Origin of the sequence: Bacillus cereus group sp. MYBK101-2 (assembly GCF_051918845.1) — a bacterium.
GTDB classification, from domain to species: Bacteria; Bacillota; Bacilli; order Bacillales; family Bacillaceae_G; genus Bacillus_A; species Bacillus_A paranthracis.
On sequence record NZ_JBQAIE010000016.1, the window covers coordinates 1 to 15,436 of the forward strand.

A 15,436-nucleotide genomic window follows, 5' to 3' on the forward strand; every position below is an offset into this window, starting at 1 on the left:
GTTGTGGTGACTTAATTATATCAAAGATGGACGATTCTTTTTTATATTTTCTGTAAAGAAAGAGGTTGCCCAAAAGTAGCTATTCAGCTACTTTTGGGACAACCTCTTTTTGTCGTTATATTATTTCACAATATAGGTGTAATTTCGTTTTTTATATGCACTTTAAACTAAAGAGCTTTAATAATACGTTCCATCGCCTTCATTTGTCCAATATGATCCGCTTCATGATAAAGCATCATACCGTATAGCTCCCCTACTGTTTCCAATCCTAGGAATGGCTCTGGCAGTTTATTTTCAAATGCTTCTGCTGGAATTTCGTTAATACGTTTCGCTTGTTCTTTTAATTGAGCCGTTAACACTTCCAATGACGGCCCCTCTGTTTCCCATTTAGACGGTCTTGATCCATACCCAAACATACCTGGATATTCAGTTGGTAATTGTTTAAATTCTTTTCCAAACATGAAAACTTCTGCTGCCGTTAACACATGCCCAATATGCCAACGAATTGTATTGTTGAAACCCTCTGGTTGCGTATCCACTGTTTTATCATCTAACGTTTCCATAAATGTAAGTAATGCTCCGCGCGTTATTTCAAATTGTTTTAAGCCAACTAGTCTATTCATTTTATCGTTCCCCTTCTTGATGTACAATTTATTCTGAACTAAAAATGTTCAATTCATTAACGTTTTACATTGTTTAATCTATCAGAAACAATAAAAAAATACATCTAATATGCTTATTAAAAATAATAAAAAGGTTCACTCCTCGTAAATATAGAATTACTTACTATGTAAATAAAAGAGGAGTGTATTTTCATGTTACATATTTTAAAACAACAATATAATCTTATTAGCTCTACAAGAGAAACTCTATTTTCGTTTTTGGAAGAAATCCCACTAGAAAAATTACATAGCACTGTTCCGAATTTCGGGAGCGGTAGCATTATAAAGACACATATTCATGTAGCCGATTGCTATCGATACTGGCTTGGATCATTCGCATTTAAACAAAAGCGAGCAGATTTTTCATTCGCTAGCGATTATGAAATTGAGCATGCAGATGTCACGAAAGTACGTGCTAGATTTAAGTTAGTAGATGAAACTGTACAACGTTTTTTAGATGAATACAATGACCGTTGGCTCGAAAATATAGCAAATGAAGTGAAATGGCAAAAAGAACCTTGGAGTACAACACCGCTATGGCTTTTAACTCATACAGAGACGCATGAGTTTCACCATAAAGGACAAATTGTATCAATGACTCGTCACCTTGGATATACTCCTCCTGATACAGATCTTAGTTAATTCTAACAACTCAACTACTATAACTGTCGTTAGCATTGTTTATATACGAAAAGGCTCTTCATTCTTTTTGATGTTGTTTATAGTTCTGCAATTTTTTTGCGGCACAAACTTGTATTATATTTTAATTATGTTTGTGTCGTGTGTCGTGTTCTTATTGATTAGTTTAATATCCATTAAAAAATATATTACTATTTTTCCTTCTATTATTTGAGTTACTTAATCAATAAGAGGTTCTTTCTTTTTATTACGACTTTATATAAAATAAAAACGAAAATTCAGAAAATTAAAGTTGGAATTACTGGTAACACTTTGTCATTTGGCACATACACACTCCAAAAAGAATTAAGAAGCGCATGAAAAATTAGACACATAAAAATACTTTTAGTTGCGTTAAAAATTGTAGTAAGTAAGAAAGACACAGCCATTGTCGTAATTATGAAGGCTATAAAATCCCTTTGAGTTTGATTCGTGCCTGGAATAAACCATAACGGCCAGTGCCAAATAGCCCATATACCACTCACAATAACCGTACTTAAAAATACCGAAAACCTTTTCTGAAGGGCAGCTTGTAAGAATCCTCTCCATCCAATTTCTTCAAGACCACCACCAACGATCATTATTGGAAAACTAAGTAATGCTACGTATAAGGGTTTTTGCATCGTTGCTCCACCAAATATTATTGGCAGATAACAACTAATAAAAGCCAAAACAACGATTAGAATATACCATAAAAAATGATACTTAGGATTAACAACATTTTTTATAAACACTCTGAACTCTTCTTTTGATCCATATTTTTTCTTTAAGCTAATTGCAACGATTGCCGGCATGATTCCCCCAAAAACAAATACTATCATCGCTAGCGGTGTACCAAATGTCGTAATGTTAAATTTTATTAAGTTAATTAGTAGCCCCCATAGTATCCATGTAAATATTAAAGTGCACATTACATATCGTTTAATCTCATTACTCATCTACTCCCCTCCTTTGGTTTAATTAGAGCATAAATAAGGAGATATGAAAACTACTTATGTTAAATAATCCCAATGTCCAAAGAAACATCCATACTTAATTAGATCTTTACAAACAATCCCACTACCTGCTTTACTTCAGTTGAGGTTCGAAGTTAGAGTCTTACTATTCGTTTATACCGGATAAACAAAGAGCACGCTTTGAAAACCAATCAAAACATGCTCTTTAAATATACTATCTTAAATTTTTTATAATATGATCAATACCAAATAGTCTCCGCATAATTATATGCGTCACTATTCGGTATAGCATGTTTCCCTTGCGCCTGTGCCTTTCTTGGATCTAAATCATATACCATTGGTGTATAGCATGATGTTTGCCCTTTATTCACAACACCATTTCCTCCAGCACTCCCGCAAGTATATGCCTTTCCATCTGTTTTTCTTACGATTCTTGCATCAGCTTCGTTATTATATACTGCTGCACGAGTTACTGTAACTTTTGCCCACGCTGTCTTACACGTTGTGCTAAATTTTAATTCCACATAAGAATTGGAATCAATCCACTTCTTTTCTTTCGTTACTGCTGATTGATCACAACTATTGTAATACGGACTTTTCCCATCATATGAATGGTCTTCTGCATATGCTTTATCGCTATTAGTTGTACTAAACATACTAGTTACAACGATTAAAGATAGCAATAAACATGCACTCACCTTTTTTAATAGCTTCATATAATTTCACTCCTTTATTAATAACGTGCTGTTTTCCCGTAACCGTTATTAAACGTAACTGCTTCAGCATCTGCTGTGTATCCGAAATCAGCAGTTAAATCAAATACCATTCCTGTATAAGTACTCGTTTGACCAGTTTTAATTGTGCCATTTCCTTGATTGGAAGTGACTGATTTTTGAAACACACCATTTTTGTATTTATTCACAACAGCGTACGCATACACTCCTCCTGAAACAGCTGGTGCTGGTTGATCTAAAACAAACTTAGCCCAAGCTGCATGACATTTATTACTGTAACGTAAATACACTGTCCCTACTTTTTTACTACCTTCGTACACCGCTGTAGACTTTGCATTAAATCCATCTGCATCACACGTTGTACTGCCTCCGTATACTTTCGTTGTTGCTGGATTTTTCCCGTCATAATAACTACTTAAATCAGTAGCTGCAAATGTACTTCCTTGGAAACTAAATAATACCCCTACACTCGCTACACTTAACACGCATACTTTCATTAACTTTTTAAACATTTTCAATTTCCTCCCTCAAAAAAAGTACGTATAATAAAGACAATCTATCCCCTATGTACGCCCCTCCTTTCATGCTTCCTAGAGGCATCTTACAGAAACGAATAAACGTTGTAAATTTCCTTATGATTATTGGAATATACGAAGAAATTTACGTAATCGTCTAAGAAAAAAAGTTGAGAAATACACATGTTATAGCATCCTTTATTTAAAACATAAAAGAACCGATACTTGTTACATGCAAGCATCGGTTCTTTATACAAAATTGCCATTTTTTCTTTTATATAAAATAAATATTTCTCCACTTAATCTGTTGTAAAAAACTCCCTAGTCACATCAATAAATTGCTGTAGCGGAGCTGTCATCCATTTATCTTTATGCCAAGCGATTTGTGTATAAATCGGTGAGATTGCACTTTCTAAATGTAACTCTTTTATCGTCCCCTCTCGTATATCTTTTTCTACTACTATTGCTGGTAACACAGCTATTCCTAAATCTGCAATAACACATTGTTTAATTGCCTCTACACTAACGAACTCAATTTTATTTGCTGGATACACCTCTTCTGTACGAAGTAGCTCTTCAAATAAAGTCCGGTACGAGCACCCTAGCTCTGTTAGCAACAACGTCTCACTTTCTAAATCTTTTGTAGAAATGGAAGCTTTCTCGAGTAAATGATGCCCTGAAGCAGCTACTATTTTTAATTCTTCTTTCATAAGCGGCTTCACATGTAAAGCATCTTCTGTTTTACATTCGTCCAAAATAAAGGCAAGATCGACTTTTCCCTCCATCAATTGTTCCTTCGCATCTTTATTGGAATACGCTGGTTTAAATATAAGTTTTATTTGAGGGAATTGTGCTTTAAACCTCTTTAATATAGATGGAAGTCTATATGTACATTGACTTTCCTGCGCACCGATTATTAATGTACCTGCTATTCCCTCATCATGTTTCACAGCCATTTTTGCTTCGTTACTGAGTACAATCATCTTGTCGGCATATAGTTGAAACTTCCTACCTGCTTCCGTTAAGAAAAGGCGTTTTCCTAATCTTTCAAATAACGGCGTACCTAGCTCAGCTTCTAACGTTTTAATTTGCGCTGTCACACTCGATTGAGCAAAGTTTAATTTCTTCGCAGTTTGTGTAAAATTCAAAGTATCCGCCGCTACTTTAAATGTAATTAATTGTTTTATCTCCATTTATCATCCCTCTTTTCAATCGATATTCCCGATTGATTTCATCGAAATAATCCTCTTTGTCTATTGATATTTGTATTGTATGATAAAGAGCATCTACAAACAATAAAAATGGAGGTATTCCATATGAAAGCACTTTGTTTCGAACAGTTCGGAAATCCGGATGTACTACAATATAAAGAACTAAATGATCCAATCATAAATCCAAATGAAATTCTTGTCCGCACGAAAGCAATCGGTTTAAACTTTGCTGATAATTATAGACGGCGCGGTGATTATCATCTCGCTGGCAACCCGCCATATGTATTAGGTTATGAAGGGGCTGGTATTGTTGAAAAAGTAGGAGCTGACGTTACAAATATTAATCCTGGAGATCGTATTGCATTTGCTGATGTCCCATTTGCAAATGCAGAACTAGTTGCCGTTCCATCAGAGAAAGCAATTAAGCTTCCAGATTCTATCTCTTTTGAAACAGCCGCTTCAGTATTATTACAAGGCTTAACAGCACATTATTTAACGAAAGATAGCTATAAAATAAAACAAGGTGATATAGCTTTAGTGCACGCTGCAGCTGGCGGCGTTGGTCAACTTCTTATTCAAATAATTAAACTACTAGGCGGAAAAGTAATCGGTCTCACGTCATCAAAAGAAAAAGCACAGATAGCTACATTAGCTGGTGCTGATCACGTATTTTTATATACGGAAGCATGGCATACAAAAGTAGTTGAAATAACAAATGGAACCGGAGTAAATGTTGTATATGAATCAGTAGGCTCTACACTTGAGGAAAGTTTTAACGCTACTAAAGTTGGTGGTACTGTTGTATTTTACGGAATGGCCGGCGGTAATCCTGCTCCCGTTGATCCGCGCATGCTTATGGATACTTCAAAAACTTTAACTGGCGGAGACCTTTGGAACGTGCTTACTACCTTTGAAGAACGTAAGCAGCGCTCTACTCAATTATTTGATTGGATCGCTAGTGGAAAATTAAACATTGCAAGTCCTACTACATTCTCTTTACAAGACGGTGCTCGCGCCCATGAATTATTAGAGAGCAGAAAAAGTACAGGGAAGATTTTGTTGATTCCATAATTCATAAAATGAAAAGGAAGCTAGATTTCTCTATCTTCCTTTTCTTATCTCTATTTGAGATATTTTTATATTTCCACACTCTCTTTCCCTTTTGCAACATAGCTCATATCTCCAACCGACTCGACTGTATATGTTCCGTCTTGATATACAATCTTCGTCACACTAGCATTTTCCACTCCAAGTTTTGTTTTACTACTGTCTAACATTTCTATTAAGGTTGTAATCAACAGCCCATGAACGACAACTAAAACGTTACCGCCGCCATTTTTAGCTGCTTCTTCACTAATATTATCTATCTCTGCTTTTATACGAGTAGAAAATAATTCCCAATCTTCCGCCTGTTTCGTAGGATCTGCTGCTCTAATAAGATCAATAACTTCTTGAATAGAAAACTTCATAAGTTCTTCTGGTGATGCAACGCCTGCAGCTTTTCCAACCGCATCCCACATATTATCAAGTTTTTCACCTTCAAAAATACCAAAATTTAATTCTCGTAATTTTTTTCTTTGCTCAAGTTTCAATTTTGATTGCTCACTATATTTTAATACTAAATTAGCAGTTTCAATCGCGCGGCCACTATCACTACTATACGCACTTGTAAAATGAATATCTTTTAATCCCGTTCCTAAATTAGAGGCAACTTCCACACCTTTTTCTACTAACGGAGAGTCTGCCCAACCTTGCGCGCGATGGTTCGTATTTAATATTGTTTTACCATGTCTTGTAACATATAACGTAACTACGTTGCTATCTGTTTCTCGAGTCTTCATTCTTTTTTCTCTCCCTTTACATTTCTATATCAATTTTACCACCAAAATTATTCATTGAGCAAAATATATGTAAGTAGCTTCACTTAATAAAAAACGCTACCTTTCTGTATATCCATACAAAAAGATAGCATCTTTTATGATTACATTTCTTAACCGATACTCCTACTCAGCAAAAGCACTCGAATATTGTACAACTCCTTTTACACTTTCAAGAGCATTTTCTGTTAATTCCATTACCATAAACACTTCTTCAGGCACTTCAAATGGTGCCTTTATATTCCACTCACTTGCTTTCTTAAAACCAAATTTCGGATAGTACTTTGGATGTCCTAATACTACAACTGATCCGTATCCAAGTTCTTTCGCTTTTTCTAACGCAGCTACTATAAGCTTTCCACCAATTCCTTTTTTCTGATAGCCCCTAGCAACTGATACTGGTGCAAGCGCTAATGAATCTACAGAAGCTCCATCTTGTTCTATCGTAATTTTAGATAACATAATATGACCGACTATTTCTTCATCTACTGCAACGATTGATAACTCTGGAATAAATGCGTCACACTCTCTAATACGTTTTACAAGTTCATGTTCCTTTTTATCACTAAATTCTTCATGTAAAAATGCTTGTTGTACAACTTCTTCCGTTTTTCTATAATCGGTTTGTCGTTCTTGTCTAATCGTTACCATTTTAATTTATCATCTATTTTTTCTTATTTCTTTTTGGATTTTACGAAGTGCTTTTTTCGATCCACGCTCAATGTCGTGTTGCATTTTTCTCTCTTTATAATCGACAAATAGTGTATTTAAATCGTATCCCTCTGGATATAATTCTTTTGCTGCTACTTCTAAAGTAATGCGTTTTACATTTACTTCAACAAATTCGCCGTTATAATATACAACAACATTATAGAAATTATCTATTTCCTTATAGATAATACCAAAATCATCATAATCTAATAAATTTACACGATCACCGATTTTGTACTCGTAGTGATTTTCTCTTTTTTCTTGCACGAATTTCGGTTTTCTAATTTTACTTTCATTCACTTTTTCTAATGTATATTCTTTATTTCCCATGTACTCTTTTGCTCTTTTCAGTACATGTTCTCTTACGTTCATTTTATTCGCAATCCAGAGCGCATTGCTTTCCCCTGATTTACCGATTACTAATTTATAAAGTGGTTCTAACGTTTCACTATTAAATTGCATCGCTGCGTTCATGAAATCATCGTGCATCTCTGAGAAACGTTTAATTTCACCGTAATGCGTACTCGCAACAGTAATAGATCCTGCAAGATAAAACTCCTCTAAAATAGAAATTGCAAGTGCTGCCCCTTCATTCGGTTCAGTCCCGCTTCCTATTTCATCAAATAGTAGCAACGTATTATTATTTGACATCCTCATAATCTCAGATAAATTTTTCATATGTGATGAAAATGTACTGAGTGCGTTTTCAATACTTTGATTATCACCAATATCTACAAATACATTTTCGAAAATAGCAATTTCTGTTTCTTTATCTCCGGCAATATGCAAACCTGACATTGTCGCCAATGTTAACAATCCAATCGTCTTTAACACAATTGTCTTCCCGCCCGCATTCGGCCCTGTAATAATTAAACTACGATAGTTTTGACCGATTTCAAAGTTTAATGGTACTACTTTTCCACTTAAAAGCGGATGCTTACAATTTACTAAATGAATATAGCCGTGATCATTTAACTTCGGCTCTATTCCATCAATCGATTTACTAAACTTCGCTTTCGCAAACACCATATCATACTGACTAATCAATTCCATATTAATTTTTATATGATAAATATTTTCTACTACCATTCCTGATAAAGTCGCTAAAATTTGATATTCTTCCATCGCTTCTTCTGCTTTCAAACTTGCGAGTTCCACATTTAACTTTGTAACCGTATGCGGTTCTATAAATACAGTAGAACCTTTAGCGGAAGCTTCAACTATACTTCCCGCAACTTGATTTTTATAAGAAGATTTAATCGGAATCGTGTACCTATCGTCCTTCTTACTAATAAAGAATTCTTGAATATACTTCTTATTTGCACTACTATTTAAAAACTTCGTTAAACGTTCTTTTATTTTCCCATCTACCGAATCAATGTTATTTCGAATTCGTTTTAACTCTTTACTAGCGGCAGAATCAATACCATTACTTTTTATTGAAAAATTAATTTCCTCTTCAATACTTTTAAATTCAGTCATTGAATTTGCATAAGAAGCTAATACTGGCGCAAAAAATTCTTTATCTAACATAAACTTTTTAATTTTTCTACATCCACGTAAAAAGTCTGAAACACTTACTAATTCTTCCGGATCTAAAATCATCCCTTTTTCTAATTTTTGAATTGTACTAGCAATATTTGAAATCCCAAAGAAAGGAACATGCCCTTCTGCATCTAATATAGCTCGTGCTTCAGTTGTTTCATTCAAACGATTTCTCACTACTTTAATACTCGTACTTGGTTCTAATTTATTTAATAATTCCTTACCTAATCCACTTACACAATAAGATTTCACTATATCCTTTAATTCGTTATACTGTAACTTTTCAAAAGTCATCGTATTCATTTTGTTTCTCCTCACTATGATTGATTTCTATCATAAATGAAGATACCTACTCATTAGATTCCAATGAGTTCTACATTATTCAGTTACCATTTTTAAACATTAAAAATATACACAAAAAAGCTACGGGGATACCGCAGCTTTTACATTTACAAGGCATGAGTAATAACATATGAGGAAATAAGCCATAAAAAACGGATGGCAATCCCCTTATTACACGCTTTATAAAGTATTGTAGGTATCTTCATAGGTATCGAAATAAATCCATGACAAAATTAGGGGTATGGTATACATAAAAATCCCCTGTTCTTATCTGATTTATTTCATTCAATTTTTCCTATTTAGTACCTACCGCACTCACAAAAAGCACCTCTCAATAATTTATATTATAGTCATTGAAATCTAATTTACTGAAATCATCATACTATATGTATAGCAAGAAGTAAAGGTGTCATACTTTAGTCGTACGCACATATGCAGATGTTTCCTCTTGCGATATTAGATACAATATATATAAATCGTTTAACGGAGGGGTTCCTATGACAGACTTTCAAAAACAATTTTTCGCACGATTACATATAGAAGAAAAAGACAAAGTTTCATTTGAAGATTTACCTAACATTATGTACGCAATGGCACAAACTGTCCCATTTGAAAACTTAAATGTTCTCGAAAAGAATTTTAAGGAAATATCAAAAGAAAATCTAAAAGAAAAAATTTTAGTAAACAATCGTGGTGGTCTTTGTTATGAACTCAATCCTACTATGTATTACTTCCTTAAAGACGCTGGATTTGATGTTCATCTCGTTTCAGGAACAGTGTATAACGCTGCAAATTCCATATGGGCCGTTGATTCCGGACATATCGCAACCGTTTTAACACATCATAATGAGCTTTATTTAATTGAAGTTGGATTCGGATCATACTTACCGCTTGCACCTGTTCCTTTCTCAGGTGAAGTCGTTCAATCCGTTACAGGAGATTATCGTATTCGTAAAGAAATGACCGAAAAAGGAAACTACATATTAGAGATGCGTAAAAATAATGAGTTTTTGGATCAATCTTCTACTGATGATTGGACGTTAGGCTATGCATTTTATATAGAAGAAGTGGATGAAAAAAAAGCAAATGCAGCACAAAAAATTATTGTTGAACACGATGGCTCACCGTTTAACAAAGTACCTCTTATTGTAAAACTAACTGAAGATGGGCATGCATCTTTAACGAAGGATAGTCTGACCATAGCGAAAAACGGTAAAAAAACGAAAGAAAAAGTTACAGATATGCAATATAAAAATCTTTTACATTCAAAATTCGGAATTACATTATAATTTTTTTAGCCTTGCCTTTTAGCAAGGCTTTTTAATTTTCAGCAGGGATTTTTTGCAATTTGTTGTATTTCATAGTTATATAGGAATATAACTACATATTTAGAAAGGAAATGATTATGACAGAACTTAAAGATCGACTACAAGTAGATGATAAAGAAAAATGGGATTTAACGGATATTTACGATACCATTGAAGATTGGGAAAGTGATTTTCATAAAATTGAAGTATTAACGAAAGAACTACACGAGTTTAATGGAAATATTCACGATGGCAATAGTTTATTATCCTATTTAACAAAGAGTGAAGAAATTTCTAGCATACTATCTTTAATGTTCGCTTATGCACGATTACAATCTGATCTTGATACACGCGATACTGACGCCCAATCTCTTGTCGATAAAGTATCACAATTACAAGTAAAAGTAAGTGCGGCTAAATCTTTCTTTTCTCCATTCTTACTTAGCGTAGATGAAAACACATTACACACTTATATAGAAGAAGCTGAAGGCTTACAATATTATAAAGAAGATTTATTTGAATTATACCGTTATAAAAAACACGTATTGAATAAGGACCAAGAAGAGGTTTTATCACAAATGGGCGAAGCACTTTCCTCTCCTCAGCATACATACGGCATGTTAAATAATGCAGATATACTATTTGGTGAAGTGACTACTAATGATGGAGAAAAAGTTACTTTAACACGAGGAATGTATGCAAAGTTAATAGAAGATGAGAACCGCGAAAAACGTAAAGAAGCCTATAAAGCTTACTACAAGCCATATGTTCAATTGAAAAATTCTATCGCTTCTACTTTATCTGCTGCTATTAAAAATAATGTTACTGTTTCTAAGCTAAGAAAATATCCATCAGCGTTAGAGAAATCATTATTTGGCGACATGGTTCCGAAAGAAGTATATGAAAATTTAATTGAAACGACGAAAAAAAACATTCAATTTTTACATACATATAATGAACTTCGAAAAGAGAAATTAAATGTCGATGAACTAAGACAATATGACTTAAGTGTCGATTTAGTAAAAGGTGTAAAACAAGACATTCCATATGATAACGCGTTTGACATCATGATTGAATCACTAGCTCCTTTAGGTGAAGAATATATTGAAACATTAAAAAGCTTTAAAGATAAACGTTATATTGACGTAAGAGAAACGCCAGGAAAACGTTCCGGTGCTTATAACTTTGGTGTATACGGCGTTCATCCTTTCATTCTTTTAAATCATCATGATGATTTAAATAGCCTTTTCACTCTTACTCACGAATGTGGGCACGGTATGCATACGCACTACTCACACGGATACCAACCAAGAATTTCTGCACACTATACTATCTTTGTCGCAGAAGTCGCTTCTACAGTAAATGAAGTGCTATTAATTCATCATTTATTAAAAGAAGCAAAAGATGCTAACGTACGTAACCATTTAGTAAACCATTTCATTGAGAAATTTAAAGGCACTTTCTTTACACAAATCATGTTCGCTGAATTTGAAAAAATCACGCATGAAATGGCACAGCAAGGTAAACCATTAAATGCCCAAGTCTTTAGCGAGGTTTATGAAAACTTATTTAGAGAGTATAATGGCGACTCCCTCGTATTTGACGAAGAAGTAAAATACGGATGGGCTAGAATACCGCATTTCTACCGTCCATTTTACGTATACAAATACGCAACTGGATTCGCTTCTGCAATCCAAATTGCTGATAAGTTATTGAGCGGCGATCCAAATGCTCAAAAACATTATATTGAATTCCTTAAAGGCGGAAGTTCAGACTACCCATTAAACTTATTGAAAAAAGCTGGTGTTGATTTAACTACGCCAGAACCAATTGAAAGTGCATTACATCGTTTTAGTGAACTTGTTGAAGAATTTTCAACTTTATAAAAAAGAAGAGCCTCTCGCTAGAGGCTCTTTCTCTTTCATGCTCCCTTTCCTTCTATTAAATCACTCGCCATTTTCCTAAACTCTTGATTAAATGCATCATTCATACCATTTTGGACGTTAGAGAATAATATGACAAACGTTTTTTTATCCCAGTTAAAATTATTAAAAGTATTCCAACCTGCTAATACCCCGTGGTTATGATAATAATCTGGATACGTATAGAAACTAAATCCATATTTTCTTGCAGGTGATGCAGTAAACATATCTAATACACTTTGTTTAGATAACAGCTTTCCATCCATTATTGCCTCATCTAATCTTTTCATATCTTCAACAGTTGTATACATTTCACCACACCCATACAACCAGTTCATTTTTAAGCGGGGGGCAGCTATTAATTCATTATCTTTTCTCGTATAACCTTCTGCTAAAAAAATATCTTCTGGGAGAGTCGCCCCCATCCCAGATTCATACATGCCAGCAGAAGTAAAAATATTTTCTTTCACGTATTCAGCGAGCGGTTTATTCGTAATTTTTTCTACAATATATGCAAGCACCATATAATTATAGTCTGTATATTTCCAGCCTGTCCCTGCAGGAAATTGCAATTTTTGCGCTCCAATCCACGTTACTAACTTTAAACGTGACCCTGCATCCACCCTACCTTGTCCTTGATCTGGCAAGCCAGATGTGTGTGTTAATAGATTTCGTAACGTAATGTTTTTATCTGCTGGAAACGATGGAATATACTTATTTACATTGTCTTCAATATTTAATTTCCCTTTTTCTTTTAGCTGCATAATAGATATTGCAACGACCGTTTTCGTAATAGAACCAATACGATATTTCGTTCTTGGCGTTGTTACTACTTTATCTTTCACATTCGCATATCCATAACCTTTTCGTAAAATCACATGATCTTTACTAGCTACAAGAACGCTCCCATTAAATCCTTTATCTTTTAAATATTGATCTAGTTTTCCAGCTACAGCTTCATAGCGTTTTTTCTCAGTTGCATCAACTTCTTGCATATCGTCCTTTTGCTTACTATTTAAATTAGAAAATGCCTTTATATCATACTTCTTACCTTTATTTGCATGTATGAGTGCAACGACACTCCCACAAAAAATAGCAAAAACAAAGAAAACGATTAACCATTTCTTTAGCATAATAGGAACCCTCTTTTATATAGTTTCACTTAACGTACATCCATTCTGTTCTATATCTTTTAATTTTCAAATATTTTATAATACTACCTATTATTCACCTAAATGAACTAGATTCCTTTTTCTCATATTCAGTTTTTGACTACTCTCTATTGTATTTCTTTCTTGCAAAATTTCCACCTTACAATCGGATGCACCCTACTATAATTTCAACATATTATGTAACATTTGTTACACAAGATAAGAAACGGAGTTATTACGATGAAAACACAGATAGAAACAATTGTTTAGATGATATGATGTTTCATTATCCTACAATAAAATATAGTTATAATTTAATATTAAGTAAAATAGATTATAACTTTAAAAGGAAATGATGCTAAAAATTTTCAAACAAAATAAATCATGTAAATAACGATAAAGAAAAACAAACCATTATAGCTAAAATTACAGGCAATGAACTTCATTGAAAATGAATCTCATTTATACTTTGATTATACAACAAATAAAAAAAGAAATGTCGCTCACTCGGCATTTCTTTATATTTTCTTCATAAAAATTTACATTGCTAACTTTCTTTTATTTTTTTGTTTTTTCTATATAAACTGACTGCCGAGATACTTAACAATACTACTATACATAACCACGCATACGTATACCCTTTCTCATCCACAATATAACCAAATAAAACAGGGGCAATAATAATTGCAATTTGATTTATTGTAAGTGCTACACTCACTGTTATTCCTACAAATTCTTCACTTGCCAATTCAGCAACTTCGGCTATAAAAAGACTAAACCATCCAATTGAAAAAAATCCTAACAATGCACTTACACTATACAAGATTCCACTCGTTATTGTATGTATATTCATTACTAACAATAAAATCAAGCCGATAGAAGCGCATACAGCTATAAATAAAGGTATACGCCGATTCCCCTTATACAACACATCACTAATAGTTGCTAATGCAATACGACCAATCATTCCAGAAAAGAACATAACTGAAAATACTGTTCCGGCTACAATAGATGTAATCGATTGTTCCCCTGCTAAAAATTTCATGAAGTGTCCAACTAACACCATTTGTAATGAAATCATGCAAATACCCGTTATATAAATTGGATACAACTCTTTTTTACAGATTACTACTTTTAGCTCCATCCAAAAGGAAATTTTAATATGTCCTTTCCTCGCTTCCTCCTCAACATATGGCTCTTTATAAAATATAAAAAATAATAGCCCTCCAATAATACAAATGCATGCAATACTATTTATCGCGTAAGTCATATTATATTGTATTGTTAGAAACGGGATTAGCACTCCCGCTAACGCGCCACCAATCGGTATACCAGCTTGCCTTATTCCCATCGCTAACCCACGATTTTCTTTTCGGAACCATTTTAAAATCACTTTACTTCCTCCTGGCTGGGAAACACTATAAAACATTCCTATTAATAAAAGTACAAATAATAACCCATTAAATCCATTTACTATATTAGTCAGCAAAAGCGAACTCCCTAGTAAAAATGAACTAATAGAAATTAATATTTTTTCATTATATTGATCAAGTAGCCGACCGACAAAAAGCATACAAAATAACGGTCCAACATTTAAAACACTTACTAATAATCCACTCTCCGTATTCGTAAGTGCATATTCTTCTTTCCAAAATAAAGCGAAAACCCCGATACCATACGTTATAAGTGTCGCTGTTGTTTGAGCAATCGTCGCAATAATTAACATAACCCATTTATAAGTACTATTCACCCTTTCTTCAATCAACATAATAATCCCTCCCCCTTCCATTGTATGAAAGTTCTGATATCATATAAAATAAAGATT

The 15,436-nt window shown here is 33.6% G+C and carries 13 protein-coding genes and 2 pseudogenes; 5 read left to right on the top strand and 10 right to left on the bottom strand.

All coding sequences use genetic code 11. From position 1 onward, the window contains the following. Positions 1-167 precede the first annotated feature (167 nt). The gene (locus tag ACTFSI_RS22915; protein ID WP_044793298.1) at positions 168-623 is read right to left on the bottom strand and encodes a DinB family protein; all 456 of its coding nucleotides are present in this window, start codon (positions 621-623) and stop codon (positions 168-170) included. Between the two features lie 192 nt (positions 624-815). Here ACTFSI_RS22915 and ACTFSI_RS22920 point away from each other — a divergent pair, with 192 nt between their 5' ends. After that, entirely contained in the window at positions 816-1,304 is a 489-nt protein-coding gene (locus ACTFSI_RS22920; RefSeq protein WP_000902397.1) for a DinB family protein, read from the top strand. 212 nt (positions 1,305-1,516) lie between these two features. On the opposite strand, the pseudogene ACTFSI_RS22925 reads toward ACTFSI_RS22920, so the two are convergent. From ACTFSI_RS22925 to ACTFSI_RS22940, 4 genes and pseudogenes are all read right to left on the bottom strand, one after another. Next, positions 1,517-2,278: pseudogene (locus ACTFSI_RS22925) on the bottom strand (CPBP family intramembrane glutamic endopeptidase). Positions 2,279-2,535: 257 nt separating this feature from the next. Beyond that, complete coding sequence (locus ACTFSI_RS22930; RefSeq protein ID WP_044793299.1) at positions 2,536-3,012, bottom strand: DUF2690 domain-containing protein; 477 nt, start codon at positions 3,010-3,012, stop codon at positions 2,536-2,538. A gap of 17 nt (positions 3,013-3,029) precedes the next feature. Further along, the gene (locus tag ACTFSI_RS22935; protein ID WP_000473749.1) at positions 3,030-3,542 is read right to left on the bottom strand and encodes a YjfA family protein; all 513 of its coding nucleotides are present in this window, start codon (positions 3,540-3,542) and stop codon (positions 3,030-3,032) included. Positions 3,543-3,844: 302 nt separating this feature from the next. Further along, on the bottom strand, positions 3,845-4,738 hold the full coding sequence (locus ACTFSI_RS22940; protein WP_044793300.1) for a LysR family transcriptional regulator: 894 nt from the start codon (positions 4,736-4,738) through the stop codon (positions 3,845-3,847). Positions 4,739-4,861: 123 nt separating this feature from the next. On the opposite strand from ACTFSI_RS22940, the gene ACTFSI_RS22945 reads away from it, so the two are divergent. Then, the gene (locus ACTFSI_RS22945; RefSeq protein ID WP_044793301.1) at positions 4,862-5,827 is read left to right on the top strand and encodes a quinone oxidoreductase family protein; all 966 of its coding nucleotides are present in this window, start codon (positions 4,862-4,864) and stop codon (positions 5,825-5,827) included. Between the two features lie 65 nt (positions 5,828-5,892). On the opposite strand, the gene ACTFSI_RS22950 is transcribed toward ACTFSI_RS22945, so the two are convergent. The 3 genes from ACTFSI_RS22950 to ACTFSI_RS22960 all read right to left on the bottom strand — a co-directional run bounded on the left by ACTFSI_RS22950 (position 5,893) and on the right by ACTFSI_RS22960 (position 9,192). Beyond that, positions 5,893-6,597, bottom strand: a complete 705-nt coding sequence (locus tag ACTFSI_RS22950; protein ID WP_044793302.1) for a histidine phosphatase family protein — start codon at positions 6,595-6,597, stop codon at positions 5,893-5,895. A 162-nt stretch (positions 6,598-6,759) separates the two neighbouring features. Then, positions 6,760-7,284, bottom strand: coding sequence for a GNAT family N-acetyltransferase (locus ACTFSI_RS22955; RefSeq protein ID WP_044793303.1), 525 nt, complete (start codon positions 7,282-7,284; stop codon positions 6,760-6,762). Positions 7,285-7,293: 9 nt separating this feature from the next. Then, complete coding sequence (locus ACTFSI_RS22960) at positions 7,294-9,192, bottom strand: endonuclease MutS2 (protein WP_044793305.1); 1,899 nt, start codon at positions 9,190-9,192, stop codon at positions 7,294-7,296. A 536-nt stretch (positions 9,193-9,728) separates the two neighbouring features. Here ACTFSI_RS22960 and ACTFSI_RS22965 point away from each other — a divergent pair. Together ACTFSI_RS22965 and pepF are read left to right on the top strand one after the other, a co-directional pair. Next, positions 9,729-10,520 carry an arylamine N-acetyltransferase family protein gene (locus ACTFSI_RS22965; RefSeq protein ID WP_000129179.1) on the top strand — a complete coding sequence of 264 codons (792 nt, stop codon included), beginning with the start codon at positions 9,729-9,731 and terminating at the stop codon, positions 10,518-10,520. Positions 10,521-10,636: 116 nt separating this feature from the next. Continuing rightward, entirely contained in the window at positions 10,637-12,424 is a 1,788-nt protein-coding gene (gene pepF / locus ACTFSI_RS22970) for an oligoendopeptidase F (protein ID WP_440045661.1), read from the top strand. Positions 12,425-12,459: 35 nt separating this feature from the next. Here pepF and ACTFSI_RS22975 read toward each other — a convergent pair whose 3' ends face one another. Continuing rightward, complete coding sequence (locus ACTFSI_RS22975; protein WP_000915218.1) at positions 12,460-13,593, bottom strand: serine hydrolase domain-containing protein; 1,134 nt, start codon at positions 13,591-13,593, stop codon at positions 12,460-12,462. Positions 13,594-13,947: 354 nt separating this feature from the next. Here ACTFSI_RS22975 and ACTFSI_RS22980 point away from each other — a divergent pair. After that, a pseudogene (locus ACTFSI_RS22980) lies at positions 13,948-14,060 on the top strand (ABC transporter ATP-binding protein). A gap of 98 nt (positions 14,061-14,158) precedes the next feature. On the opposite strand, the gene ACTFSI_RS22985 reads toward ACTFSI_RS22980, so the two are convergent. Next, a complete protein-coding gene (locus tag ACTFSI_RS22985; protein WP_044793309.1) occupies positions 14,159-15,379 on the bottom strand; it encodes an MFS transporter in 1,221 nt (406 codons plus the stop codon). Between the last annotated feature and the right edge of the window lie 57 nt (positions 15,380-15,436).